A 26831-nucleotide genomic window follows, 5' to 3' on the forward strand; every position below is an offset into this window, starting at 1 on the left:
CACAGCCAAAGCAATCTTCTTGCAAGGGTTGTAGGGAACGAACAAAGGCTACTTTGCTAATTAAATTTATTTTCTCAAATACTGCAATTGTTTATGGTAAAGCATAACCTATTGCAATTTTTTATATTTACTCGCACTCTTTGATAAACAACAATTATATACAGCTACTATCATGCATAGTAACGCATATTAGACCGGGTATTTTGTAGTCTTATCTAATATTTTGCAATACTGAGAGTCTTGCTGCATAGTGTTTTTAACCATTTTGCTTGTCTAAATACTAATTAGAGTTTATAGTGATACGGTGTTTTCCGTTCCTTGTCTCGGCAGATTCATAACATGATTTATTCTGGCAAATTACAAAAGTATTTTGCGGGCATTTCTTTGTCTGTAATTTTAGTAGGTGATTTAGTTCTCACACAAAAAACTGCTCCAGTTTTAGCCGAAACCATAAATACATCGCTCGGTGATGCTGTGACATTCAGTTGCAATGATAGTGAAGCGACAATCGCAGCTAAAAATGGCCCCAAAGTAGTTAATGGAACAGCAAGAATTTACGTTGGTTATCAGCAACTCTCAAATAATAAAAACCCTGTAACTATCCGCTTCAATAATGGGATAAAAGCATGGTGTCGTAATGATTACGAGACAACAAATGACGATGGTACAGGTTACGGATTGTATTGGAATGGAAGTGATGTTTTATATGGCATTTACTCTTCCACAGGCACTCAGGCAGGTAATGATTTTCGCCGCTTTGCCAGTGGTCGGTGGTTGCCTAGCTATGGTAGTGGAGGCGGGCCAAAAGCCGCAGTTATAGCCCGGATTAATCCAGATAATGGCCAGGTTGATTATGCCACATTTTTATCAGGTAAAAAGCCAGATAATGGACAAACGAACTCTTTACTTGTCAATTATCTATCATGGAATGGCGCAAATTTGACTGTGAAAGCAATGTCATGGTGGAATCCCCGTAACACTTATACAAATTCCATGTATTGCACTGGTTCATCACCTTATCAATACACAGCCACATTTACAGGTGATTTAAGAAATATGAACTCAGCTTCAGCAAATACTTGTAGTTAAAAGAGAAAAATTTAGCTACCAAATTGAGGAAACATATTGTTTCCAGTTGTTTAAGAATTAACAAAAAACCTGGCGAATCGAATTCGCAGCCTTAGATACCCAACTTATTAGAGAAGTTGGGTATCTTGTTGTTCACAAATGATTTAGGATTACTAGATGGTATAAAAATCAACTAATGAACGAGGAACTGGAAAGAGCAGATAATGATAGCCCCTGGAAAGAAATTTTAGAAGCTTACTTTCCCCAAGCAATGCAATTTTTCTTTCCCCAAACAGCAGAACTAATTAATTGGGAACGTCCCCATGAATTTCTTGATAAGGAATTTCAACAAATAGCCCGTGAAGCAGAACTTGGTAGGAGATATGCAGATAAATTAGTTAAAGTCTGGCAAATTCAAGGACAAGAAACTTGGCTATTAATCCATGTAGAAATCCAAGCAAAATCAGAAGATACCTTTGCAGAAAGAATGTTTTCTTACAACCTGCGGATTTTTGACAGATTTGCGAAACCTGCTATGAGTTTGGCGATTTTGTGCGATACAAACCCAACATGGCGACCCAATCAATATAGTTATAATTATCCCAATACCAGGCTTAACTTTGAATTTGGAACCGTCAAGCTGCTGGATTATCAAAATCGTTGGACAGAATTAGAAGCCAGTGACAACCCATTTGCAACTGTCGTAATGGCGCATTTGAAGACACAGCAAACAAGTAAAAAGCCAGGAGAACGTAAAGCTTGGAAATTTAGCTTGATTCGCCGATTGTATGAATTAGGATTGCAAGAAAAAGATATTCGTAACCTTTATCGATTTATTGATTGGGTTATGATTTTACCAAAAGCCTTGGAAGCAGAATTTTGGCAAGAGTTTAAGCAATATGAGCAGGAGCGAACTATGAGCTACATTACCACAGGCGAGCGCATTGGTTACGAGCGAGGAAAACAGGAACAAGGACAAACACTTGTATTACGACAACTACAAAAACGGGTAGGAGAGTTACCACAAGAGGTTCAAGGACGCATTCAAACTCTTTCTCTAGAGCAATTAGAAGCACTTGGCGAGGCTTTATTGGATTTTACAACCATTCAGGATTTACTTAACTGGTTGGAGGCAAATCAAACAGCATAGGAAATTTATTGATGGAAGATCAAAAAGATGCGATAAATGATTGCAAAGACGCGATAAATCGCCGTCTCTACAATAATCAGTCTTTTGTCTTGACGGCGATAAATTGCGTCTCTTGCCTTAACCGAACTATCTCTTTAGCAGCTAATTACCTGGACATGATATGAGTTAATAGAAAATAAAGCTTTTTTAAACCCGCCTTTGCGGGTTTTGTCTGTGTAGACGCAGTGTCTAACCGTCGATTTAACTTCCGATTCCTAACTCTCGGATTCTGCTGTATCTGCCCCTAATTGTTTCCATTTGGACGCTGAATAATTGTCTCCACCACCCGCCGCTTGGCTCTGGGATCGATACCTACTAAGCGCACATATTCACCGTTATATTCTGTCAAAGTTGCCTCCAAATTTGAGATGGCATCAGACTCGGCATCAATGTTGCTATGAACACAAGTTTGCCAAGAACCTGTGCGGAAGCGGCGCTCATCTACGTGTTCAATACTAATTTTGTAACCTTGAGATAATAATTCCCTAATTTGAGCTTGTGTATCTAGAGTCAAATGTGGACTGGATGCTTCTTGTTTTTGGAATCCATTAGTTTTTGCTTGTTGGGTTGCACCATTTGACGGCTGACTAATTGGTGTTACAACAGCAGGTGGTACTAATTGAGAATTTCTACCTCGATTGAGTCGATTGTAATCATCAACCAAATGGGAATTTTCCACGCGTTTTTGTTCGCCAACGAGGAAGTTACCAGACTCGATTAAATGAGACAACCTGAAATCTGGCTTTTTAAATTCTGGTGGTCCTTTAACGCTGTTAACCACACTCAAGGATATCTGCTCAAAACCTACTTTATGGATGTAGTTGCGGATTTGTTCGTCATAAATGCGCGATCGCAAAGCGCTAAAAAAGTCAATGGACTGATTGACAAAAGTATCAACTAGCTGTTCAACTTCTTTCTGTGATAGTCCATCCTGTTCAAAAATCCCCTTGACAATTCCCACTTTGTCATCTCTATCTGGTTCCCAGTAGAATTTCTCCATCCGGCCATCCCGAATTAACGGTGCATAGAGGGTGGAAAAATCATTACCTGTGACAATAATCGGCACACGATGTAAAGGTGTGGAATCATAGCTTCCCGGCAATTGGACATCTGTGGGATTATCAGCAATATTCATCAGTGTGGCATTCACCAACTGCGTGTTTACAGTATATTGAGTCCCTTCATCAAAGCGTCCAGCACCGGCATCTAAATCGTTAATCATCAGTACACACATTTTGCCGCGTACTTTGATCAGTTCTGCTGTTTCTCGATAACGCAACCGAATCAACCGCGCTGGATCTCCAGCATCTGGACTTTCCAATTCGCCACCAGATATGTTAGTCACTTCGATACCCATTTTCTCGAAGACTAATTGACATTGAAATGTTTTGCCTTCTCCTTTGCGTCCATGAATACCCAATATCACGGGAACTCGCACGCCAGGAAGCTTCAGGAAATTTTTGGTGATGTGGACAGCAAGTTTGTCCAAAAAGCGGGGAGCGATGTAGTAACCCATGAGTTTATGTGATGAAAAATTAACACTTCTAAGGTTAATGTTAAGTTTTTTTTGGGGATAGCGATCGCTTTTCTTTTAGACAAGCTTGTGCTTGTTCATTTGTTGGGTTGATTGGCTGTTGCCAAACTTGAGCAGGTTCCCAAGCATGGACTCGTGAAAACTACTGTTATTTGATAGTGCCAAAGATTTGATTACAATATCAAATGACTTTGATAAGCCATTAGAATAATTCCAAGATTACTGAGATTAGCCTATTTTTTAGAAGACAGCGTGTTTGAAAACACGTTCTAATATTGCATATCGCTACAGTTAAGGGAAATCGTTTATATCTACTACGTATTATTACCCAAAACTTCTTTTAAAGCAGACAACGCCTCTTCTGTTAATGTATTTGGATTGTTAGGATCGTTAGTCAATATAATACCGCGCTTTGCAAGAGCAGCAATAATCTCAGGGCTTAGTCGTGAAACAGGAGGAGTTTCGCCACCGAATACACTTTTCAATTCCTCATTATCTGTTACTTCCTCAATAAACATAACTGGAGCTTGATTTAAATCGACGTTATCTTTAATTTTGTTTTTAGTCATAGATCGCGTTTTAATTAACTTATTGTTAATTAATCATTGAATACATACTTAATGTATCACCTCGAAAAAGGAGAAATCAAGGGTTTATACAAAATATCCTAGTTTTATGACTAATTTTGCTCCTTTTTGATTAATGCAATTAGGCAAGGGCTGAGGACGCGATCGCACTTCCTGGCAGTGTACCAGTTGTAAAATGTTAAGCCCACCGCTGATGGTGGCTTTTCGCGTTACAGCAAAATTGATTGTAAAAAACCTTGAGAGTGTAGTCTCAACGTTACAATTAGCCCAATACTTTATTTGCACTTGTTGTGGTTTAACATGACTTTTTATTTAATTTTACTTCTGTAATGCTGATGGATACTTATAATATGGGGATTAAAAATTTAACTATGGAAATACAACCGATACAAGTAATTGGAGGTGGACTAGCTGGGACAGAAGCAGCTTGGCAAATAGCGCAAGCTGGAGTGCCAGTAATTCTGCATGAAATGCGTCCAAAGCGATTTAGTCCTGCTCATCATACAAAACATTTAGCAGAATTAGTGTGTAGTAATTCCTTTGGGGCAATGGCAAGCGATCGCGCGGCAGGATTATTGCACGAAGAGTTACGCCAACTTGGTTCGATCGTCATCTCAAAAGCTGATGAACACGCCGTCCCGGCGGGTGGGGCGCTAGCTGTAGACAGGGGACAATTTGGCCAAGATTTAACCGAAACTTTAGCGAGTCATCCTTTAGTTGAATTCCACCGGGGTGAAGTGTCTGCAATTCCCGAAGGAATTGTGGTTTTGGCAACTGGACCTTTAACTAGTCCCGATTTGGCAGAAGATTTGCGCCGCTTTACCGGGATGGAATACCTCAGCTTTTTTGATGCAGCTAGTCCGATTATCGTGGGAGAATCGATTAATCGTGACATTGCTTTTATGGCATCACGTTATGACAAAGGTGAAGCCGCTTATCTCAACTGCCCGATGAATAAAGAGCAGTACTTGCACTTTCAACAAGAACTCTGTAAAGCTGAACAAACAGAACTTAAAGGTTTTGAACGGGAAACGGCAAAGTTTTTTGAAGCCTGTTTACCTATTGAAGAACTAGCACAGCGCGGGGAAGATACCATGCGTTATGGTCCTTTGAAGCCAGTGGGATTGTCAGATACTCGCACTGGGGAACGTCCTTATGCTGTGGTGCAGTTACGACAAGAAGATAAAGCTGGTCAACTGTGGAACATGGTAGGATTTCAAACTAATCTGCGTTGGGGCGAGCAAAAACGAATCTTTCAATTAATTCCAAGTTTGGAAAAAGCAGAGTTTGTCAGGCTGGGAGTGATGCACCGCAACACTTTTATTAATGCTCCCCAGTTAATGCATCCTACCTTGCAATTTAAAGAGCGTCCCACATTGTTAGCTGCTGGACAATTGATTGGTACTGAAGGTTATACTGCTGCGGCTGCGGGTGGTTGCTTGGCGGGAATTAATGCAGCGCGGTTAGCTTTGGGTAAAGAAGCTTTAGTTTTACCACCAACAACAATGATCGGTGCGTTATTAGAATTTATTAGTTCCGCTTCCCCCAAGCATTTCCAACCAATGCCGCCTAATTTTGGGATTTTCCCCGACTTAGGAATGAAAATCAAAAGTAAACCAGAGCGTTATGGACGTTACCGCGATCGCTCTTTAACTGATTTGGCAAATTGGAAAGCTAATCATAATTAATAGTCATTAGTCATTAGTCATTAGTCATTGGTTATTGGTTATTAATTCTTCTCCCTCACTCCCTCATCTTTGCCTGGCCCCTTGTCCCTTTGTCTCCCCCAGCGTTGCTGAATCGAGGGATGATTAGCAAGTTATAAACTTTCTCCCCCTGCCTCCCCTGCTTCCCCTGCTTCCCCTGCCTCCCCTGCCTCCCCTGCCTCCCCTGCCTCCCCTGCCTCCCCTGCCTCCCCTGCTTCCCCTGCCTCCCCTGCCTCCCCTGCCTCCCCTGCCTCCCCTGCTTCCCCTGCCTCCCCTGCTTCCCCTGCTTCCCCTGCCTCCCCTGCCTCCCCTGCTTCCCCTGCCTCCCCTGCCTCCCCTGCTTCCCCTGCCTCCCCTGCCTCCCCTGCCTCCCCTGCCTCCCCTGCCTCCCCTGCTTTTTAATAATGTATTGGTGTGGGTGAATCAGATTTTGGGAATAATCCTCATAGTGTTTGAAAGTATCGTTTTGATTGGGCTTCGCACTATGAGAGCGCGATTTCTAGAAAAAAAGCAGATTTATTGCTGTTTATCTCTTGCATTTTGCTGCATTTTGTGGATTTGTTTGGCATTAATTCCAGCCGACGCAACGTCTACAGGGTCTATTGATACTCTGCGACAACAGCAGCAACAAACAAACCAGCAGCGTCAGACTGTGGTTAACGATCGCGATCGCTTAACAAATCTCCAACAAGAGGCCCAAAAACACCTCACTGGTTTAGAGCAAAATCTGCAAACTACAGATAGCTATCTTCAAGAGAGCGAATCACGATTACAACTCGCTACCCAACGCCTCCAGCAGTTAGAAGCTGATTTAGATGTCGCAGAACGTTCATATCAGGAGCGGCAAATAGCAACAGTAGCACGATTGCGTTACCTCCAGCGATCGCCTGCTTTTGCTGGATGGGCGGTTTTGCTTGAAAGTGAAAATATCAGCGACTTTTTCAGCCGTCGTCATCAGTTAAAGTTAGTGTTTCAGGCAGACCAACAAATTTTAGCAAAACTCAACACCCAAGCAAGCTCCATCGATAAACAAAAAACGGAAGTAGAACAGCAAAAAAACGAAATTGGCTTAATTCGCGAGCAACTGTTGGCACAAAAAGCTGATTATCAAACCCAGGCGCAATCGCAATCAGAATTGATTCAACGCCTGAATAGCGATCGCCTCGCCTTGGAAGCCGCTCAAAATCAGCTAGAAAGAGAATCCAAAAATCTGGAAGTCTTGATTCAACAAAAGGTAGCAGAAGCCCAAGCAAAAACCAACAGCCGAACAAGTATCATCATTCGGGGAACTGGTGTAATGGCATATCCTAGCGATGCTCCTACTAGCAGTCCCTTCGGCTGGCGGATACACCCTATTCTTGGCTATCGTCGCTTTCATGCCGGGTTAGATTTTGCCGCCAGCTATGGTAGTAAAATTCGGGCAGCCGATTCGGGAACAGTAATTTTTGCTGGGTGGTATGGTGGTTATGGCAGAGCGGTAATTATCGACCACGGTAATGGCATGACTACACTCTACGGGCATACCAGCGAATTGTATGTTTCTGAGGGACAAGCAGTTGAACGCGGACAAGCGATCGCTGCTGTCGGTTCCACAGGTTTCTCAACTGGCCCTCATCTCCACTTTGAAGTTCGTCGGAATGGTACACCCGTAGACCCAGCTAATTATCTTTAAAGCTGCAAATTTTATCACAGACGTGCTATAATCTTGAAGAATAAGGGCGCGTGGCTCAGTGGATAGAGCAACAGATTCCGGTTCTGTGGGTCGGGGGTTCAAATCCCTCCGCGCTCGTTACCTTTACAAGACTAATCACAAAATCGAGAGGTTATTTTCTCTCATGGGATAAACCTAATTTACCCGATGAGACAGAATGGCAACGGATAGTCTGGAATACAAAAATTATCCAAAAACCTTAAACTGTGTAGGTTGAGGAACGAAACCCAACATTTTCGGGGCTTTGTTGAGTTGCGCTTTGTTTAACCCAACCTACAATTTGTCTTAACTCATTTAGTCTTTCACCCCTAGACCTACGCCAAACTTTTTTAAAAAATAAAACAACAGAGCATTTGTTGGGGAGAATACCTAAAGTAGAGGTAGAGGCTAAATCTGCTCTATTTAGCAGCGCATGGATTTGATGCAACTAGGATTTTTGTGGAGCGCAATTAATTATGACTGCTTTAACCTTACAATTACCTTCTAATCTGCAATTTAGTGATGAGGAATTTGCACAAATTGTAGCCGTGAATAAAGAATTACGACTAGAGTTAACTGCTGAAGGGGAATTAATTATCATGTCACCTACTGGGGGAGAAACGGGAAACCGTAATTTTGAACTGTATCTTGATTTAGGAGTTTGGAACAGACAAACTAAGCTCGGAAAAGCTTTCGATTCTTCTACTGGGTTTAAACTGCCAAATGGGGCAACTCGTTCACCTGATGCTTCTTGGGTAAGGATAGAAAGATGGGATGCTCTTACCCCAGAACAAAGAAAGAAATTTATCCCTTTGTGTCCTGATTTTGCAGTGGAATTAGTTTCTGAAACTGATGAGGTGGAAGATACTAAAGCAAAAATGGCGGAATACTTAGCAAATGGCTTACAACTGGGTTGGTTAATAAATCCTAAAGATAAACAAGTAATCATTTATCGCCCCAATCAAGCACCGGAAGCTTTACAATCTCCTACAAGTTTATCGGGTGAAGATGTTCTTCCTGGTTTTGTTTTAAATTTACAGCAGATTTTTACATAGATGAATGATTATCTTGATTTTATTTCTACAATTACAGAAAGTTATCAAATTTAAATTTTTATAGAATCTGATGCTGGTGTGCTGCATCCCTTAGTCTCCTTAGAGGTTGTTTGAAAAATGTCAGTTTGAGCCTTAAATGCAACTCAGAGAAGCGATCGCAAGTATACCTCGTCGAAAAGTTAAAACCACATTCCGCACCTCGATCTATCACATAGAACAGTGATAGAAATAATTCAGGGGTTATGCAGAGATGAGAAGCCAAAACTCAAATATATATTGTGAAAGTGCTACGCATTTGCGGTCATGCGATCGCCTAAACCATCGGCATTTCCTTTAAACATCAAAAGCCCTGCTGACGTGGGCTACTGGAACTATACTTATTTAATCGCGATGCCTGCGGCGGGCTATGCCTACGCACGATCGGAAATTCCCTTCAAGGAACTTGTAGTAATAACTTCCGCTCTTTGACACTACAGCTTTCTTGATGCTCAAATTTATGTTGGCTAAATTCCCATTATCTGTATTCACACTTTTATTAGGACTTGCCATAACTCAAACCTTTGGATGCACAACTCAAAAAGATAATTCAGCGATCGCTCAAACTTTACCGAAGCCAGCGCCTCAAGAAATTGTGCAACCAGGAGAAGTTCGAGCCTTACCAGGCAAGTTGGATAAAATACCCGTTTTTAACAGCAATAGCCCAGAATGGATTAAAACTGAGGGTATTTTACTTTCTACCTTTCCTCCAAACGGTAAAAAAGTTCCAGCAGCACACCTTAATTTTCCCTTTCAGGGACGCTTTGACTTATTCGCTCACCACTACAGCCACACTCCCAAGGATTTACAAACGCTATATTTGGGCGTAATTGTGCAGAACCCTGGTAAAAAACCAGTAACAGTAGATGTATTGCAAGGCGCGAGTTATTTGATGCAGGATGCGCCCTTTGTCACCTTATCCCCCTACATAGAAAATAACGATGGTAAGGCTTACTCAGGACCAGGCGATCGCGCTGTTGGTGATGTACTCCGGGGTGTTCGACAAGCTGATTTTCCCGCAAAGCTGATAATTCCGCCAGGAGAAAGCCGGATGTTGTTAAATCATCCCATTCCTGTACGAAATCTAGAAAAGCCGGTGAATGGTCGCTCTAGCTTTATGCGCCTGCGTAGTAGCGATCAAGTTTATGCAGCAAGTTTAGCAATGTTTGCCAAGAAAAATTCTGATAACACAGAACGCCCACCAACTCTTGCAGAATGGGAAGCTTTACTAAATACCGGCAACTTCGCCGGTCCGCGAGATAAAACCCCTACTCCTCCAAATGCTACCAGTGGCGCACTGATTTATGGGCGTGTAGCTGGTGTATCTAGTGGCTCCCAATGGCAAGCAAAGTTGGTAGATAATCCCCAAACCAAATATCTGACTATTCCCCAGCGTGGCAAAGCTATTTCTTATGCTTTAGACACATTGCTCAGTGGTCGATTGGGTACTCAACAAATCCAAACGGCCAAAATGCTGGTACGTTATCCAGATACGGCTTATGAAGCACATGGTAATTATGGGGTGGAATATAAACTCACCTTACCCTTAAGCAACAATACCAATCAAAACCAGACCGTGACTGTTACTTTAGAAACACCTTTGAAGGAAGATAAATTATCTCAAGGTGGTGTGCGTTTTCGCAAACCATCCCTAGATTTTCCTTTCTTCCGTGGTACAGTGCGGCTACGCTATTTCGATGACCAAGGTGAACAAAAGACGCGCTACATACATCTATGGCACAGAACTGGTCAGGTGTTAGAACCATTGGTGCAACTTGTACTTCCACCTTCAACTCAGCGGATAGTACAGATAGATGTGATTTATCCACCAGATTCGACACCACCGCAAGTGCTGAGTGTAAGAACTTTAGAAAAATGAGAGTCTCAAAAAAATCAAATAACTTAAAGCTTATATGGTTCAGTACACTAACGCATTTGTCACCATAGCATCGGTTAATTGTGAGAATTTAGTGAATTTTTATACCAAATTGCTGGAGCAAAAGCCAGTTCTTTTGATTCCGAATGTCTATGCTGAGTTTAATTTGGTTAGTATGCGATTAGGTATTTTTAAACCAAAGAACACAAACGAATCAGAATTTGAAGCGATGTCTGACGACAAGCCACTTTCTTTCTACCCTAAAAGTAAGATAAGTTTGTGTTTAGAGGTAAGTAACTTAGAAGATGCGATCGCTCATCTAACTGCTTTGGGCTATCCTCCACCAGGAGACATTTCCATTGCTGACCACGGTAGAGAAATCTATGCCTATGACCCTGATGGCAACCGTCTGATTTTACATCAAGCTCCTAGAGGGAGTCATTAGTCATTTGTCATTGGTCATTTGCAAAGGACAAATAACAAAGGACAAAGGACAAAGGACAAATAACAAAGGACAAATGGCTATAACTCAAAACTATAGATTAAACCTGATTCAATGGTATCCAGGTCACATTGCGAAAGCTGAAAAGAAGCTCAAAGAACAGCTAAAGCGCGTAGATGTGGTGTTTGAGGTACGAGATGCTCGGATTCCTTTAGCGACTCACCATCCCCAAATAGGTGAGTGGGTGGAGGGTAAAACACGGGTGTTGATACTTAACCGAGTAGATATGATTACGCCGCAAATGCGATCGCTGTGGATCGATTGGTTTAAACGTCAAGGAGAAGTCCCTTATTTTACCAACGCTCAACATGGTAAAGGTATAGCAGAAGTAGCGCGGGCAGCGCAAGCTGCTGGGGTAGAACTCAATCAAAGAAGAAGCGATCGCGGTATGTTACCCCGTCCAGTGCGGGCTGTGGTGATTGGTTTTCCTAATGTCGGTAAATCAGCTTTAATTAACCGCTTGTTGGGAAAGCGAGTTGTGGAAAGTGCAGCCCGTCCTGGGGTAACTCGCCAACTACGCTGGGTGCGAATTTCGGAACATTTAGAATTGCTAGATGCTCCTGGTGTCATCCCTCTAAGATTAGAAGACCAAGATGCAGCCTTGAAATTAGCTATTTGTGATGATATCGGTGAAGCATCTTACGATAACCAGCTAGTAGCAGCAGCTCTAGTGGATTTACTCAACTATTTGGAAGCTGTAGCCGCAGATTTGTTACCAAAAAAACCATTACAGTCTCGCTACCAACTCGATTCGACATCAGAGACTGGAGATACCTATTTGCACGCCTTAGCAGAACATCGTTACAAAGGTGATATAGAGCGAGCTGCAAGGCAACTTTTAACAGATTTTCGCAAGGGATTGTTGGGTGAAATGAGTTTGGAATTACCACCAAATTAAATCTAAATTCAAAGAGTAAAAATTCTGCAAATTGTCTACATAATATATAGGAAACCTATTTTATTTTTGACAGGACTTACGCAACTGCCACAAGTAATGGCGCGGCTACACGCCAAACAACTAGGCGATAAACATCTTAACGTCTTGACGTTTTACATTGCTGAACTAAATAATTTGACAATAATCTATGCTTGATTTGATAAATTGTTTAACCAGTTTGATCGGCTAAATCTTTGAGCTTAAACCAGACTAAAATAGTGCAAGCAATATAATTTCTTGGAGTAGCACATAGTTCCTGTAAAAATGCGATTGCGCTAGATATCAGAGCCACTTGGGACGACCTAGTACTATAAGAACAACAGCAACTGCGTGAAACGATCGTTGATGTAATACGTTTGGGTTAACAGCTAAAACTCTTTATCAAAGTCAAGTTTTTTAACGAACCGCAGAGGCGCAGAGGAAACAGAGAGAAGAGAAAAAATGCTTAACCCAAGCTTATTGATCGATATGAAGGTGCTTTGCATTCCTACTCTTTGCCTCTAGTGCCCCATACCCAATGCAACTTTTCTAACGTTTGTTAACCAAGATATGGTAGTGGGAATGATAACACTAGTATAAAGAAATTTTCGTCAAAATTTATGAGCGCAAAAGTTGATGGAACTTTAAAGATTGCTGGCTACCAAATCATCGAGCAACTTTATTCAGGTTCTCGTACTCAAGTGTATCGGGCAGTTCGAGAATGCGATCGCCTACCAGTTGTCATCAAGCTCTTAAAACGAGAATACCCAACTTTTAGCGAATTAGTACAGTTTCGCAACCAATATGCGATCGCTAAAAACTTAGATATTCCTGGCATTATCAAACCCTACAGCCTGGAAGCCTATCACAATGGTTATGCCCTAGTCATGGAAGACTTTGGTGGTGTTTCCCTGCGGCAATTTACTCTCGGAAAAACACTGACATTAGAGCAATTCTTACCCATTGCTCTGCAACTGCTAGACACTTTACACCAGTTACATCAACAGCGCGTCATTCACAAAGATATCAAGCCAGCCAACATCTTGATTCACCCTGACACCAAACAAATCAAGCTGATTGACTTTAGTATTGCTTCGCTCTTACCACGAGAAACCCAGGAAATCCAGAGCCTCAATGGATTGGAGGGAACGCTAGCCTATCTGTCGCCAGAGCAAACCGGACGGATGAACAGAGGCATTGACTACCGCAGTGACTTCTATTCTTTAGGTGTGACTTTCTTTGAACTACTGAGTGGAAAATTGCCCTTTGAGTCCCACGAACCGATGGAGTTGGTGCATTACCACATTGCGAAACTTCCACCCTGCGTCTGCGATTTCAATCCCAAATTGCCTTTGATGCTGGGCGAAATTGTCCGCAAACTGATGGCGAAGAACGCCGAAGACCGCTATCAAAGTGCGCTAGGACTTAAACATGACCTTGTTACCTGCTTAGAACAGTGGCGAGAAACAGGCAAACACAACTGGTTTGATTTAGGACAGCGCGATATCAGCGATCGCTTTCTCATACCCGAAAAACTCTACGGACGGGAATTAGAAGTAAAGACCTTACTAGAGGCATTTGGTCAGGTTGCCAATGGTCGCTCTCAATTGATGCTAGTGGCAGGTTTCTCTGGTATCGGCAAAACCGCAGTCGTCAATGAAGTGCATAAGCCGATCGTCCGGTGGAACGGCTACTTCATCAAGGGCAAGTATGACCAGTTCAACCGCAACATTCCTCTGTCTGCTTTTGTACAAGCCTTTCGTGACTTGATAGGACAGTTGCTTAGTGAAAGCGATACCCAACTGGAGCAATGGCAGAGCAAAATTTTAGCGGCAGTTGGTGAGAACGGGCAAGTTCTAATCGAGGTGATTCCTGAACTGGAGCAGATGATCGGCAAACAACCTGCGATCGCTGAACTATCTGCCAGTGCAGCACAAAACCTTTTCAATTTGCTGTTCCAACAGTTCATTCAGGTGTTCGCGACAAAAGAGCATCCGTTGGTAATATTTCTGGATGATTTGCAGTGGGCAGATTCGGCATCGCTGAATTTGCTGAAGTTGTTAATGTCTCAGAGCAATTGCGGCTATCTATTCATTATTGGCGCATACCGCGATAACGAAGTGTTTGCGGCTCATCCACTCATGTTGACGCTAGATGAAATTGAAAAGGCATCCTCTTGTGTCAACACTCTGACCTTAGCTCCTTTGAGTCAAGCAGATGTGAACCATTTAATCGCCGACTCGCTCAGTTGTGCAACAAAACAGGCATTGCCGTTGACAGAGTTAGTTTATCAAAAAGCCAAAGGCAATCCATTTTTCACCACTCAGTTTCTGAAGGCACTGCATGAGGATGGGCTGATTACCTTTGATTGGGAGGCAGGTTTTTGGCAGTGTGATGTAGCGCAAGTGCGATCGCTTGCTCTCACCGATGATGTCGTAGAGTTCATGGCAATTCAACTGCAAAAGTTGCCCACCCAGACGCAAGGGGTACTCAAACTGGCCGCCTGTATTGGCAATCAGTTCGATTTGGCGACATTGGCGATCGTCTCTGAAAAGTCGCAGATGGAAACTGCCTTAGACTCGTGGAAAGCATTGCAAGAAGGATTGATCGTTCCCATCAATGAGGTTTACAAGTTTTATCAAGATTCGTCATTGGTCATCGATCATTTGCAAATGACAAATCACAAAGAACAAATGACAGTTTACAAATTCTTGCACGATCGCATTCAGCAAGCAGCCTACTCTATCATTCCCAACCAGCAAAAACAGGTCACTCACCTGAAAATTGGGCAACTTTTGCTAAATCATACGCCAGCCGCAGAACAGGATAAAAAACTATTTGAGATTGTTAATCAACTGAATATAGGAAATAGCTTAATTGTCAATCCATCTCAGAAAATAGAACTCGCTCAACTCAATTTACAAGCTGCACAAAAAGCAATAGCTGCAACAGCATACACTGCTGCATTTGAGTATGCCACTATAGGTATTGCAATGCTTGCACAAGATCGGTGGCAAATAGAATATGAACTAACCCTGACACTTTATGAAGCTGCCACCGAAGCAGCTTACCTAAGTGGCAACTTTGAGCAGATGGCACAATTTCCACTAGTTATTTTGGAAAATGCTAGAACCTTATTGGATACCGTTAAAGTCTATGAAATCCAAATTCAAGCCGCTCAAGCCCAACATCAATTTCTACAGGGCGTGGAGCTGGCTCTTAAGATTTTAGAGCAGTTAGGAATCCATTTTCCCAAGCAACCAAGTGAATCAGATATTGCATCGGCGCTCAAAGCAACCAAATCCATTTTAGCTGGCAGGCAACCGCTAGATTTAATGGCTCTACATCAGATGACAGAGTTAGACAAATTAGCCGCTATGCGGATTCTCGTAGCTGTCTCTTCTTCTGCCTTTGTTGCCGCTCCAGCATTTTTACCATTTATTGTCCTTGAGCAAGTAAATTTATCTGTTCAGTACGGCAATACCTCATACTCTACAAATGGTTATGCCTTCTATGGACTGCTGCTTTGTGGAGCAGTAGGAGACATTGAATGCGGCTATCAGTTTGGACAACTGGCACTCAAATTACTCGAACAGTTTAATGCCAAAAATTTGAAAGCCAGAACCTGTGTCGGAGTATGCTGTTGTGTATTGCATTGGAAAGAGCCGCTCAGGAACACCTTAGCGCTTTTCCAGGAAGGCTATCAAGTTGGGCTGGAAACAGGAGATTTAGAATCAGCTACCATTTGTGCAGTCGTTTACGTCATGCACTCTTTGTTTTTTGGTAAAGAACTGGGGGAGTTAAGCCGAAAGAGCGATGCCTTCCGTCTTCAACTCACTCAACTCAAACAAGAAGGACTTCTCACCCAGCTGAGGATTTTTCAGCAATCGATTTTAAATTTAATCGGCGATGGATCTGAAGTATGGCAACTGGTTGGTAAGGCTTTCAATCAAGAGCAAATGCTGTCAGTCCTCCAGCACTCAGGCGATCAAACTGCGCTGTGCTATTTCTATGTGAGTAAACTTTTTCTCGGTTATCTGTTTGGGAAGTTTGAACTAGCAGTAGCGGGGGCGATCGCTACTGAAAATTATCTAGGCGGTGCGATCGGATTATTTGTGGTTCCAATCTTCCACACCTATGATTCTCTGGCTCATCTGGCAATCTATTCCCAAGTTTCCGCAACAGAACAACAACACATTCTTGGGCGGGTGAGCAAAAATCAGGAAAAGATCAAAACTTGGGCTAGCTATATTCCAGCCAATCATTTACACAAGTTTTATTTGGTTGAAGCAGAACGATATCGGGTTCTGGGACATAAATCAGAGGCAATAGAATTGTACGATCGCGCCATTGCTCTTGCAAAAGAACACGGCTACACCCAAGAAGAAGCACTTGCCAACGAACTAGCCGCCAAATTTTACCTCGACTGGGGCAAGCAGCGCATAGCTGGGGAATACATAATTGAAGCCTACTATGGCTATGCTCGTTGGGGCGCTAAAGCCAAAGTCGCCGACTTGGAACGACGCTATCCGCAACTCCTCGCCTCCATCTTTGAGCAAACCCGTTCTCCCCTCTCCACTCACGAAACTATGTTCACATTGGGGAGTGTCACATCCACCAGTTCCGCCACTTCCAGCAGTAGCAGCGTCTCTGTTGCTTTAGATTTAGCTGCCATTCTCAAAGCTTATCAAGCTATCTCAGGGGAAATCGAACTCGAAAAACTGCTCTCAGCATTACTGCATATCGTCATTGAAAATGCGGGAGCCAATAAGTGTGTGTTCATGCTTTTGGAGTCAGATCGTTTGCTAATTCAGGCGTTAGCACAGCTTTCCTTAGACGGTGTACAGAACCAGGCTGCCAAAATCGATTTTTACCCAATGTTGCTCAACCCACAGTCTGTTGAAGACTCTGTTGATGTGCCAGTTGGTTTAATTAATACCGTCAAACGCAGCTTACAACCAACAGTGATTATTGATGCTAGGGTGCATCCTCAATTAATTAATGACTCCTATATTCAACAACAACAGCCCAAAAGTATCTTGTGTAGCCCGATTTTGCATCAGGGTAAGTTGCTGGGCATTTTGTATCTGGAAAATAACTTAGTAACCAAAGCCTTTACGAGCGATCGCGTCGAACTACTAAACTTACTTTGCGCTCAAGCGGCAATTTCTCTGGAAAATGCCCGACTTTATCGAAATTCCCAGAACTATGCTCAACAGTTAACACAATCTCTAGCAAAATTGCAGGCTAGTGAAACCCGCTTCCAAAATTTGGCGAATAATATTCCTGGTATGGTGTACCAATTCCGTCTGGCGGCCGACGGTTCAACTTAAACACCATACGTTAGCTCTGGATGTTTGGACTTGTATGAGTTAGAGCCAGAGTTGGTGATATCAGGGACGCATAGCCTTTACGCTATGAATCATCCTGACGATCGCCCAGCTATTGCCCAAGCGATCGCCAACTCTGCCCAAACTCTCACACCCTTTGAGCAAGAATGGCGGATTATCCTGCCTTCAGGAACCGGCAAATGGGTTCGAGCAGCAGCTCGACCAGAGCAACAAGCCGATGGCTCAATCATCTGGGATGGGGTGGTAATTGATATTAGCGAACACAAACAGGCTGAACTTGCCTTGCAGCAAAAATCACTTGATTTAGAACAAGCGCTAACCGATCTGCAAAACGCCCAATTACAAATGGTGCAAAGTGAGAAAATGTCTGCACTAGGCAACTTAGTTGCTGGTGTCGCTCACGAAATGAATAATCCTCTCGGTTTTATTGCTGCCAGTCTCAAACAAGCTAAACCTACCCTTACTGATATAGTTGAACATTTAAAACTTTATCAATCAAGCTTGCCCAATGTGAATGATGAAATCAAAGACCATGCCGAAGAAATTGACTTGGATTATAGCTTAGAAGATTTGCCCAAGATGATTGATGCCATGTCGATGGCGTGCGATCGCCTGAAAAATATCAGCACCAGTTTACGAACTTTCTCGCGTGCCGATAAAGATTATAAAGTACCGTTTAATATTCACCAAGGCATCGACAGCACGATTTTAATTTTGAAACATCGTCTCAAGGCTAACGAGCAACGTCCAGCAATTGAAGTGATAACTGAATACAGCACTTTACCTCAAGTTGAGTGTTTCCCTGGACAATTAAATCAAGTATTTATGAATATCTTAGCAAATGCTATTGATGCCTTGGAGGAATCGAATTTTGACCGAAGTTTTGACGAAATTAAAGCAAATCCAAACTGTATTACAATTACAACTACAGTAGAAAATAATCTAGTTATAATTACAATCGCCGATAATGCAAAGGGTATAGATGAAAAGGTAAAACAAAAAATATTTGACCATTTATTTACGACAAAAGCTGTCGGTAAAGGCACAGGATTAGGATTGGCGATCGCTCGTCAAATCATTGTAGAAAAACATGGCGGAGCGATCGAGGTGAATTCTCAACTTGGCGAAGGAACTGAATTTGTGATTCAGCTACCGTTATCGGCATAACTAAATCTAATTTGTTAGCTATGGTATCAGATGAGGTCTGAATCCTCACCCGATTTGTCTCCTTGTCCCCTTTTTCAAGCTTTCCCTGCCACCATCGAGTTTTTCACCAAAAGTTCGACTGCTGCTTGATATTGCAGATCCGCTTCGGTGCCAATCTGTTCGCGGTTAATGGCTGGTTGGGAAATAACTTTATCCGGTTTAATACCTAGTTTGTTAATATCTCGGTGTTCAGGAGTTTCATACTTAGCAATTGTCACTGCCAAGCCCGAACCATCTGATAATTCAAACAAGGATTGAATTAATCCCTTGCCAAAGGTGGTTTCGCCTACCAACTGGGCGCGATGGTTATCTTGGAGTGCGCCAGCGAGAATTTCACTGGCACTAGCAGTTCCTTGATTCACCAAAATCACCAGAGGATCTTTCGTCAGGGCTGGCCCAAGGGCTTCAAAACTACCCTGAATGCCTTGTCGGTTAACAGTGTAGACGATAATCCCAGAGTCTAACCACAGACGGGCGATTTCAATTCCTGATTGCAATAACCCCCCAGGATTATTTCGTAAATCTAGAATGTAGGCAGCAGCGCCTTTTTTTTCTAGACTAGAAATAGCGTGTGCCAATTCCGTTGAAGCGTTGGCATTAAATTGTGTAAGACTTAGGTAGCCAATGGGTGTACCCTCAGCAGAAACACGCAAATCTGAAACCACAGGGTTAAGAGCAATGCGATCGCGTGTCAGTCTAATTTCCGTTTCTGCCTCTCCGTCCCGTTCGATTGAGAGAGTCACAAGGCTGCCACTCGGCCCGCGCATTCTGGTTGCGGCTTCATCAAGGGTGAGATTTTCTGTGGAAACGCCTTCAATTTTGAGAATGCGATCGCGTGGTCGAATCCCCGCTTTATCTGCCGGTGAACCGGCGATGGGAGCCACTACTTCCAACTTCCCATTCTCAGGATTCAGGACAATTTGCAATCCTACCCCAGTCAATTCCCCAGAAGTATTAACCTGCAAGCTGCGGTACTGTTCTGGATCTAAAAAACGAGTAAAAGGATCGTCGAGGCTCTTGAGCATCTTCCCAATTGCTGTATAAGTGGCATTTGAGTCTGCCAGTGGCTTCTCCAGAACCTTTTGCCTAACAGCCGCCCAGTTTTGATGATTAAAGGTCTCATCTAGATAAGTACGATTAACAATTCGCCAAACTTCCGAAACCAGCTTTTGTTCCCCAGTCAAAGCCACCGCCGACTGAGTAAGCGTACCCAACGCCAAGCAAAACGCCATTAACAATGAAAATCCAACCCGAAAGACTTGTTTGTTCATGAACCTCATTATCAATTCCACCTCAACCCAAATTGCCTAGATAATGCCTACTTGCCCTGTTGTTGATGAAATCTATCTCTCGATTATGTTACTTTTTTTATAGAAGTGGTGCATTTTTCTCATCAAGTTGTTCAGTCAACTGATGCATCGTATCCACTCACCAAAGGATAAAATCTACTTTGTGTCCACCATTTTGTGTGTAGGGGCGTAAAGAGATCGCAATATATTCCATCTTTACAGAGTGTAAAGTTTCTGAAGTCTCTTAGCACGCTGAAAGCTGAAAAGCAAACAAAAAAACTCCCCTTTACTAAAATCCCAAAATTACTAGTTGGGAGAGAAGTCTGAGCGAAGGCTTCTGCCGATTCAGAACTTCGGGATTTATCAACCGCAACCGACTTTTAGGAACTTGAGATTGTATGGCCAACGTTTCCGACTGGTTTGAGGAACGCCTAGAAATTCAGGCACTTGCCGAAGACGTCACTAGCAAGTACGTCCCTCCCCACGTCAATATCTTTTACTGCCTGGGTGGAATTACCCTGGTTTGCTTTCTCATCCAGTTTGCCACTGGATTTGCCATGACGTTCTACTACAGGCCAACAGTTACTGAAGCTTTCTCCTCAGTGGAGTACATCATGAATGAAGTCAACTTCGGTTGGCTAATTCGCTCCATCCATCGCTGGTCTGCCAGCATGATGGTATTGATGATGATTTTGCACACCTTCCGGGTTTATCTGACTGGTGGTTTCAAAAAGCCTCGCGAACTGACCTGGATAAGTGGTGTCATCCTAGCTGTAATCACCGTTTCCTTCGGAGTCACCGGCTATTCACTACCTTGGGACCAAGTTGGCTACTGGGCTGTGAAAATCGTTAGCGGCGTACCAGAAGCAATTCCTGTGGTTGGCGTTCTGATTTCCGACCTGCTACGCGGCGGTTCTAGTGTTGGTCAAGCAACACTAACTCGTTACTACAGCGCACACACCTTTGTCCTGCCTTGGTTGATTGCAGTATTTATGCTGTTTCACTTCTTGATGATCCGCAAGCAAGGCATTTCCGGGCCTTTGTAATCTCAGCTATTAGTGAAAGGCAACATTTGTCAGTTTTCAGATCGAGTTGTTTGTTTTAAACTTATGAAACACAAGAAATTAATTGCACATAAGTTCCAAAAAACAAATACTTGTATCTGAAGTCTAAAGCTACAGAAAACTTCAGGCGGATGACTGTAGAGATAGAAACGCTGTTTCTTGCCTGTTGGTTGCCTAGTAGCTGATAGCTTTCACAAATGCTTTAATTTAACTTAAGCAGGAGAACACATTTCAAAATGTCAACACAAAAAAAACCCGATCTGAGCGATCCTCAGTTAAGAGCCAAACTCGCTAAAGGCATGGGTCACAACTACTATGGTGAACCCGCTTGGCCTAATGATTTACTTTACGTCTTTCCAATTGTGATCATGGGTTCCTTCGCTGCAATTGTGGCTCTAGCCGTGCTAGATCCCGCAATGACCGGTGAACCAGCAAATCCTTTCGCCACACCATTGGAAATTTTGCCAGAGTGGTATTTGTATCCAGTCTTCCAAATTTTGCGATCGCTTCCTAATAAACTTTTAGGAGTGTTAGCAATGGGTTCCGTACCAGTAGGTCTAATCCTCGTTCCCTTTATTGAGAACGTGAATAAGTTCCAAAACCCCTTCCGCCGTCCAGTTGCAACCACAGTATTCCTCGTTGGTACTCTTGTCACCCTGTGGCTGGGTATTGGTGCTGCTTTGCCATTGGATAAATCTTTGACCTTGGGACTATTCTAAATTAGTCACCAGAAAGTGCTTTGACGCCTGTGAGTTTCAAGAGCAGATGCAGATGTGCTTTTGAAAACAATCAACAGGCGTCAATTTTAACAAGAGAGCCAGAAGCCAGAATTCAGAATTAAATTCTGAAAGCAAAAGCTAATAGGGCTACGCAAAACGAGTTCGCGTAGCCTACTCTTAGGCAAGCTAGCAAGAGCATCTGAATAAAAGGGTTTAAGTCCCCCACTAAATATGCTTTCATTAGTGGTCAGGAGTGCTGAGTGCCTCGGCTTAGAGTAACCCCATAGATAAATCTAGGGGATTGATTTTGGACGTATTAAATATGCGCTACGCATCTCGAAATAAATATTTATTTCTTTTTCCTTGGCTTAAAAGCCGTGGTTTCAAACATAAAGTGCTGAGTGCAATTATTACTTTTTTACTCAGCACTCGTTACTCAGCACTCAGCACTGTTTCGGTCAATAATACAGTGGTAGATGTGAATCCCTCACTGATTGCATTCTGAATTCTTCTTCAATAGTTTCAGACTGCATCTGGGATCTGAAGTTTTGGATGGAAAATCTATTCCAAAATCTCCAATCACCAAAAGTCAACAAATACAAAGATTTCTTACTTACTTAACTTAAGTTGCTAGTTACAACCCTCAGAATGCCAAAATCGTTCATGTTTTGTATTTTGGTACATAGAAGATGTCAATTTAGATTTTTTTATGTCAGAGAAATTTTGCGAACAACGCAGAATTTAATAACTAGCAACTTGGGTTTACTTATATTCAACTCACAGTTAATGCTTAGTATAGTGCAGCAAGACCATCTGACGGTTAAGAGCGAACTCAGGCTCTTAAACCAGGTGCAAGAATGGTTTGAGCAATTTTGTCTGCAACACTTGTCTCAACTTGGCTGGTCAAAAACCCAACTCGATCGCCTCAATTTAGCATTAGCAGAAGGCTTTACCAACGCTGTTCGTCACGCTCATCATGCTTTACCCCCGGAAACAACCATTGAGATTAACGTTTATCTATGGATTGACCGACTAGAGATTAGAATTTGGGATTACGGAAAACCTTTCAATCCTGATGCGATCGCAGAGCCAGCCCCAGGTACTCTACAAGTAGGTGGGTATGGATGGTTTCTCCTGCGGCGGTTGGCTGACCGGGTTGTATACGAACGTGGTGCGGATGGTAGAAATTGCCTGCTCATTGTCAAATACTCTGTAGAAACACAAAAGTAACAGTGAAATAGTCAACGGTAAAGGAAGGTAAGAATACTTCTGATGTCAATTTTGGCTTGTGAGCAGAAGTGGAGCGTAGAGAGGGAATATCCACAAAAAAGAGGGCTTGTCTTCTTTACAACACTCTCTTGCTAGCTCGATCGTACTTAGGGGTAAGAAAATAAAACTTCTCCTATGGTTGTCAACAAGCTAACAAAATTTTTACTCAAAATTGAACCACTCACTTTAAAATAGAGCAGTTTCTGCTAATATATATGGTTATTTGATTGATAAGAGTATACTCCAATTTAAATTGGAGTAATATGTTTTTTACGTGAAATTGCTTATTCATTATGATTTTTTTGTAAAATTTTAAATAAGATTTTTGTATAAAAAGAATTAGTGAATATAGTAAAAACAGCATTCGAGTTACACTAGCTCCCTTGTTAAGATTTGTCAGCAGTGTTGAGAGTCTTAATTTTTGTTCTCCAACAAGTGCTATTTAGTGCTTAAAGAGATAGACAAAATAGGGAACAAAATATGATTAAGACAGCCCTAATTACAGGAATTACTGGTCAAGATGGCTACTATCTCAGCCATTTGCTCCTCAACCGTGGTTATCGAGTTGTCGGATTAGTACCTCCACATCGACAACCTAATTTGATAAAACTGGGAATACTGGCAAATCAGGTAGAAATTTTTACGGTTGACTTGAGGTATAATGCGGCACTGTTGACCGCAGTTGAACAACTGCGTCCCCAAGAAATTTACAATTTGGCAGCTCCCAGTTTTGTACCCGACTCCTGGAACGACCCATTGGGAACCCTTGATTTAATAACTGGTACAGCTACTAGGCTCTTGGAAGCAGTACGAAAAGTTGGTTTGTCTACCAGATTTTATCAAGCCAGTAGTTCAGAAATGTTTGGCGATGTATTCCTCTCACCTCAAGATGAGGAAACCCCTTTTCGTCCAAAAAATCCTTATGCTGCGGCAAAAATGCACGCCCACTGGACGACGGTGCATCACAGACAGCGCTATGGACTATTTGCCTGTAGCGGAATTTTATATAATCACGAGTCTCCTCTACGCGCACCTCAGTTTGTCACACGCAAAGTTTCTTTAGCGGCTGCATCAATTAAATTGGGTTTAACTAACACTTTAGAAATGGGTAATCTCGATGCCAAACGTGATTGGGGCTTTGCAGGTGATTATGTAGAGGCCATGTGGCTAATGTTGCAAATTGATCAGCCAGAAGAATATGTGATTGGCACTGGTAAGGTTAAAAAGCGGTGCGTAGGATGAAGTCCTTGCCGCAGGCATCGCGCCCTTACCGCGAGTATAAATAATCTAAGATGCAAATCACTACAGTGACAAAAAATCTGAATTTAGGTGATAAAGTTAACAAAAAAACTAACCATGTCTTCGTGTTTTTAGAAATTTTTGCTCACGAAGGTGGTATTCAATCGTATATAAAAGATATTTTTCGCGCCTATCTGGGATTGAGCCAAGACTATAAGGCAGAAGTTTTTTTACTGCGAGATAGTGCTGATAGCTTAAATCCGTTTGAAGACGAGAACTTAAGATTTCATTACTTTAAAAATCAGTCTCCCTATTTAGGGAGATTGCAAATGGCAGCGGCTTTACTAAAGTGTCTGTTGCAAAGCCGTCCGCAGCAGGTTTTCTGCGGTCATATTAACTTAGCAGTATTAATCCAAACACTTTGCCAGCCCTTGGGGATTCCTTACACCTTGCTAACTTACGGCAAAGAAGTCTGGGAACCGTTGAAAAATCAGGAACGTCGCGCCCTGACATCAGCAGATAGAATTTGGACAATTAGTCGCTACAGCCGCGATCGCGCTTGTGTTGCTAATAGTCTAAACCCGAAAATGGTACAAATGATGCCTTGTGCAATTGATGCGGATAAATTTACTCCTGGTTCCAAACAACCAAAATTAGTCCAGAAGTATGGTTTAACTGGTGCGAAAGTGTTAATGACAGTAGCGCGGTTATGGTCAGGAGATATTTACAAAGGTGTAGATGTCACCATTCGGGCATTACCACAAATCGCTCAGGTTTTTCCAGAAGTGAAATATTTGGTAATTGGTCGCGGCGATGACCAACCGCGATTAGCTGAACTTGCAGAAAATTTAGGTGTGAGCGATCGCGTTGTATTTGCTGGTTTCGTTGCCACAGAAGAATTAATGGAACATTACCGCCTTGCTGATGCTTATATTATGCCTTCGCAAGAAGGCTTTGGCATAGTTTATCTAGAAGCAATGGCTTGTGGAGTACCTGTATTATCCGGTGACAACGATGGTTCTGCTGACCCCTTGCAGGATGGTAAACTGGGATGGCGAGTACCACACCGCAGTCCTGATGCTGTAGCAGCAGCTTGTATAGAAATGCTTCAAGGAGATGACCAGCGATGTGATGGAGAGTGGCTCAGAGAACAGGCGATCGCTCTGTTTGGCATAAATGCCTTCCAACAGCACTTGCAAAAAATGCTGCTATCCTCAGTAATGAAGCGCATTTGAGTCCAAATAACAAATAACAAATGACTCATAAACTGAGTCATAAACTAATGACTAAAATCGCTATCCTAGAAGGAGAGCAGGACGATATTTAAAAAATGAGCTTTAAGTCATTTCAATTGAATCTTTTAAATCTCCGCCCTTGGCTCACCCTGCTAGCAGTTTTTTGGTTGCTGGCATCAGTGGGCTTGGGTTGGTTAGTTAATTCATTGCTAATTATTTTTGGGTTGCTGTTGTTGACACCTATTGTGGCTTTTTTTGGCTTTCGTTGGTGGCTGCAACGCAACTTGGTTGCCGATGGATGTCCCGTCTGTGGATATGAATTTACAGGTTTAAATAACAGTCAGTTGCAATGTCCTAACTGTAAAGAGTTACTGTTAGTACAAAATAGTCATTTTCAGCGCTTCACACCAGAAGGCACAATTGATGTCACTGCTGTCGAAGTTCCAGCCAAATCACTGGAAGAATAGTCATTTGTCATTTGTCATTTGCTAATGACTAATGACGACTATTTATTTTTTTGCGAGATTGAGAGGGTGTAAGTATACTGTTGCGGGGATAGTTCGCCTACATACAGTGAGTATTTTCCTGCCTGCCAATAACCAGAAAGTTCTGACTTACCTCCAGAATAACTATCTGCTAGTACACAAAAGCGCCCTCCAGGCCCGTCGATCAACAGTGTTGGCTTTCCTTTACTTTCTACTGCTAATCGCAAATAAGGTAGTGACTCTGTAACTTGGATAACTTGATTAGGTTCACTGGTAATATTGCCACAATTACTTTTGACAGTTCCCCCAGACTTTCCGTTCAAAATCAATGGATCTGGTTGGGAATTCCGATTAATTTGGATTGTTGGTGTCTGTGCCAAATTAGCCTCAGTGAAAACCAAACTCATCGCCAAAGCTGTGGGAATAATTGCAAGTAGCCTAAGCATCTTCATTTTAATTAATGCTCCAGATTTTTTTAGAGCAATATTGTTATACAGTCCGATCTATATAGACGACAGCAATCCGTCTTAGTTCCAAAAGCTGCCGTATAAAGCAATACCAGTCCGTTAATGATTATTTGTGAAGATTTAATCGGTGTATATCTGTAGAGATGTTGCATTGCAACGTCTCTACAATTGATGTCTGGAAGGCAACAAAAAAAACATAATTTTTCCCTGTCCAGAAAGGTCTTGCACTCACAGACATTAGCTAAAATCACTAAGAGGGTGTTTATAAATAAAAAATAAAGAACACCATAGTCATTCCCGATAACACGTATTTTAAAAGAGACAGCCATAGTATTTGAATCAAGTGCA

At 42.4% G+C, this 26831-nt stretch carries 18 protein-coding genes, 1 tRNA gene and 3 pseudogenes; 17 read left to right on the plus strand and 5 right to left on the minus strand.

Annotation, left to right across the window (positions count from 1 at the left end; genetic code table 11):
- Positions 1–339 precede the first annotated feature (339 nt).
- Positions 340–1089, plus strand: coding sequence for a hypothetical protein (locus V7K41_RS30200; protein WP_334854189.1), 750 nt, complete (start codon positions 340–342; stop codon positions 1087–1089).
- A 175-nt stretch (positions 1090–1264) separates the two neighbouring features.
- Positions 1265–2218: a DUF4351 domain-containing protein gene (locus V7K41_RS30205; RefSeq protein WP_334854190.1), complete on the plus strand. Its 954-nt coding sequence runs from the start codon at positions 1265–1267 to the stop codon at positions 2216–2218.
- A 283-nt stretch (positions 2219–2501) separates the two neighbouring features.
- On the opposite strand, the gene V7K41_RS30210 is transcribed toward V7K41_RS30205, so the two are convergent.
- Together V7K41_RS30210 and V7K41_RS30215 are read right to left on the minus strand one after the other, a co-directional pair.
- Positions 2502–3773: a ribulose bisphosphate carboxylase small subunit gene (locus V7K41_RS30210; RefSeq protein ID WP_334854191.1), complete on the minus strand. Its 1272-nt coding sequence runs from the start codon at positions 3771–3773 to the stop codon at positions 2502–2504.
- Positions 3774–4105: 332 nt separating this feature from the next.
- Positions 4106–4360, minus strand: coding sequence for a hypothetical protein (locus V7K41_RS30215; protein ID WP_334854192.1), 255 nt, complete (start codon positions 4358–4360; stop codon positions 4106–4108).
- 389 nt (positions 4361–4749) lie between these two features.
- Between V7K41_RS30215 and trmFO the strand changes: the two genes are divergently transcribed.
- The 8 genes from trmFO to ylqF all read left to right on the plus strand — a co-directional run bounded on the left by trmFO (position 4750) and on the right by ylqF (position 12141).
- Positions 4750–6066 carry an FADH(2)-oxidizing methylenetetrahydrofolate--tRNA-(uracil(54)-C(5))-methyltransferase TrmFO gene (gene trmFO / locus V7K41_RS30220; protein ID WP_334854193.1) on the plus strand — a complete coding sequence of 439 codons (1317 nt, stop codon included), beginning with the start codon at positions 4750–4752 and terminating at the stop codon, positions 6064–6066.
- A 502-nt stretch (positions 6067–6568) separates the two neighbouring features.
- Positions 6569–7756 carry a murein hydrolase activator EnvC family protein gene (locus tag V7K41_RS30225; protein WP_334854194.1) on the plus strand — a complete coding sequence of 396 codons (1188 nt, stop codon included), beginning with the start codon at positions 6569–6571 and terminating at the stop codon, positions 7754–7756.
- Positions 7757–7800: 44 nt separating this feature from the next.
- A tRNA-Arg gene (locus V7K41_RS30230) sits at positions 7801–7873 on the plus strand.
- Positions 7874–8250: 377 nt separating this feature from the next.
- Positions 8251–8829 carry a Uma2 family endonuclease gene (locus tag V7K41_RS30235; RefSeq protein WP_334854195.1) on the plus strand — a complete coding sequence of 193 codons (579 nt, stop codon included), beginning with the start codon at positions 8251–8253 and terminating at the stop codon, positions 8827–8829.
- 303 nt (positions 8830–9132) lie between these two features.
- On the plus strand, positions 9133–9297 hold the full coding sequence (locus tag V7K41_RS30240) for a hypothetical protein (protein ID WP_334854196.1): 165 nt from the start codon (positions 9133–9135) through the stop codon (positions 9295–9297).
- Between the two features lie 28 nt (positions 9298–9325).
- Entirely contained in the window at positions 9326–10744 is a 1419-nt protein-coding gene (locus V7K41_RS30245) for a DUF3370 domain-containing protein (protein ID WP_334854197.1), read from the plus strand.
- 34 nt (positions 10745–10778) lie between these two features.
- Positions 10779–11186 (plus strand): VOC family protein, encoded by a 408-nt coding sequence (locus tag V7K41_RS30250; RefSeq protein ID WP_334854198.1) that lies wholly within the window; start codon positions 10779–10781, stop codon positions 11184–11186.
- Positions 11187–11259: 73 nt separating this feature from the next.
- Positions 11260–12141 (plus strand): ribosome biogenesis GTPase YlqF, encoded by an 882-nt coding sequence (gene ylqF / locus V7K41_RS30255; protein WP_334854199.1) that lies wholly within the window; start codon positions 11260–11262, stop codon positions 12139–12141.
- A gap of 120 nt (positions 12142–12261) precedes the next feature.
- Here the strand turns inward: ylqF and V7K41_RS33055 are convergent.
- A pseudogene (locus tag V7K41_RS33055) lies at positions 12262–12418 on the minus strand (IS701 family transposase); the annotation flags it as partial.
- A 361-nt stretch (positions 12419–12779) separates the two neighbouring features.
- On the opposite strand from V7K41_RS33055, the pseudogene V7K41_RS30265 reads away from it, so the two are divergent.
- Positions 12780–18677 (plus strand): annotated as a pseudogene (locus tag V7K41_RS30265) (trifunctional serine/threonine-protein kinase/ATP-binding protein/sensor histidine kinase).
- Between the two features lie 74 nt (positions 18678–18751).
- Here the strand turns inward: V7K41_RS30265 and ctpA are convergent.
- Complete coding sequence (ctpA, locus tag V7K41_RS30270) at positions 18752–19996, minus strand: carboxyl-terminal processing protease CtpA (protein ID WP_334854201.1); 1245 nt, start codon at positions 19994–19996, stop codon at positions 18752–18754.
- Between the two features lie 407 nt (positions 19997–20403).
- On the opposite strand from ctpA, the gene petB reads away from it, so the two are divergent.
- The 6 genes and pseudogenes from petB (at position 20404) to V7K41_RS30300 (ending at position 25998) form a co-directional block, all read left to right on the plus strand.
- Positions 20404–21051, plus strand: coding sequence for a cytochrome b6 (gene petB, locus V7K41_RS30275; RefSeq protein ID WP_094332660.1), 648 nt, complete (start codon positions 20404–20406; stop codon positions 21049–21051).
- Positions 21052–21305: 254 nt separating this feature from the next.
- Complete coding sequence (petD, locus tag V7K41_RS30280; RefSeq protein ID WP_094352635.1) at positions 21306–21788, plus strand: cytochrome b6-f complex subunit IV; 483 nt, start codon at positions 21306–21308, stop codon at positions 21786–21788.
- Positions 21789–22574: 786 nt separating this feature from the next.
- On the plus strand, positions 22575–23018 hold the full coding sequence (locus tag V7K41_RS30285) for an ATP-binding protein (RefSeq protein WP_292724166.1): 444 nt from the start codon (positions 22575–22577) through the stop codon (positions 23016–23018).
- A gap of 519 nt (positions 23019–23537) precedes the next feature.
- Positions 23538–24278, plus strand: a pseudogene (locus tag V7K41_RS30290) (GDP-mannose 4,6-dehydratase); the annotation flags it as partial.
- 71 nt (positions 24279–24349) lie between these two features.
- Entirely contained in the window at positions 24350–25531 is a 1182-nt protein-coding gene (locus tag V7K41_RS30295) for a glycosyltransferase family 4 protein (RefSeq protein WP_334854202.1), read from the plus strand.
- Between the two features lie 95 nt (positions 25532–25626).
- Positions 25627–25998, plus strand: a complete 372-nt coding sequence (locus tag V7K41_RS30300) for a hypothetical protein (protein WP_334854203.1) — start codon at positions 25627–25629, stop codon at positions 25996–25998.
- Positions 25999–26036: 38 nt separating this feature from the next.
- Here V7K41_RS30300 and V7K41_RS30305 read toward each other — a convergent pair whose 3' ends face one another.
- The gene (locus V7K41_RS30305; protein WP_334854204.1) at positions 26037–26468 is read right to left on the minus strand and encodes a hypothetical protein; all 432 of its coding nucleotides are present in this window, start codon (positions 26466–26468) and stop codon (positions 26037–26039) included.
- Between the last annotated feature and the right edge of the window lie 363 nt (positions 26469–26831).

It is taken from the genome of Nostoc sp., assembly GCF_036917415.1.
Taxonomy (GTDB): domain Bacteria; phylum Cyanobacteriota; class Cyanobacteriia; order Cyanobacteriales; family Nostocaceae; genus Nostoc.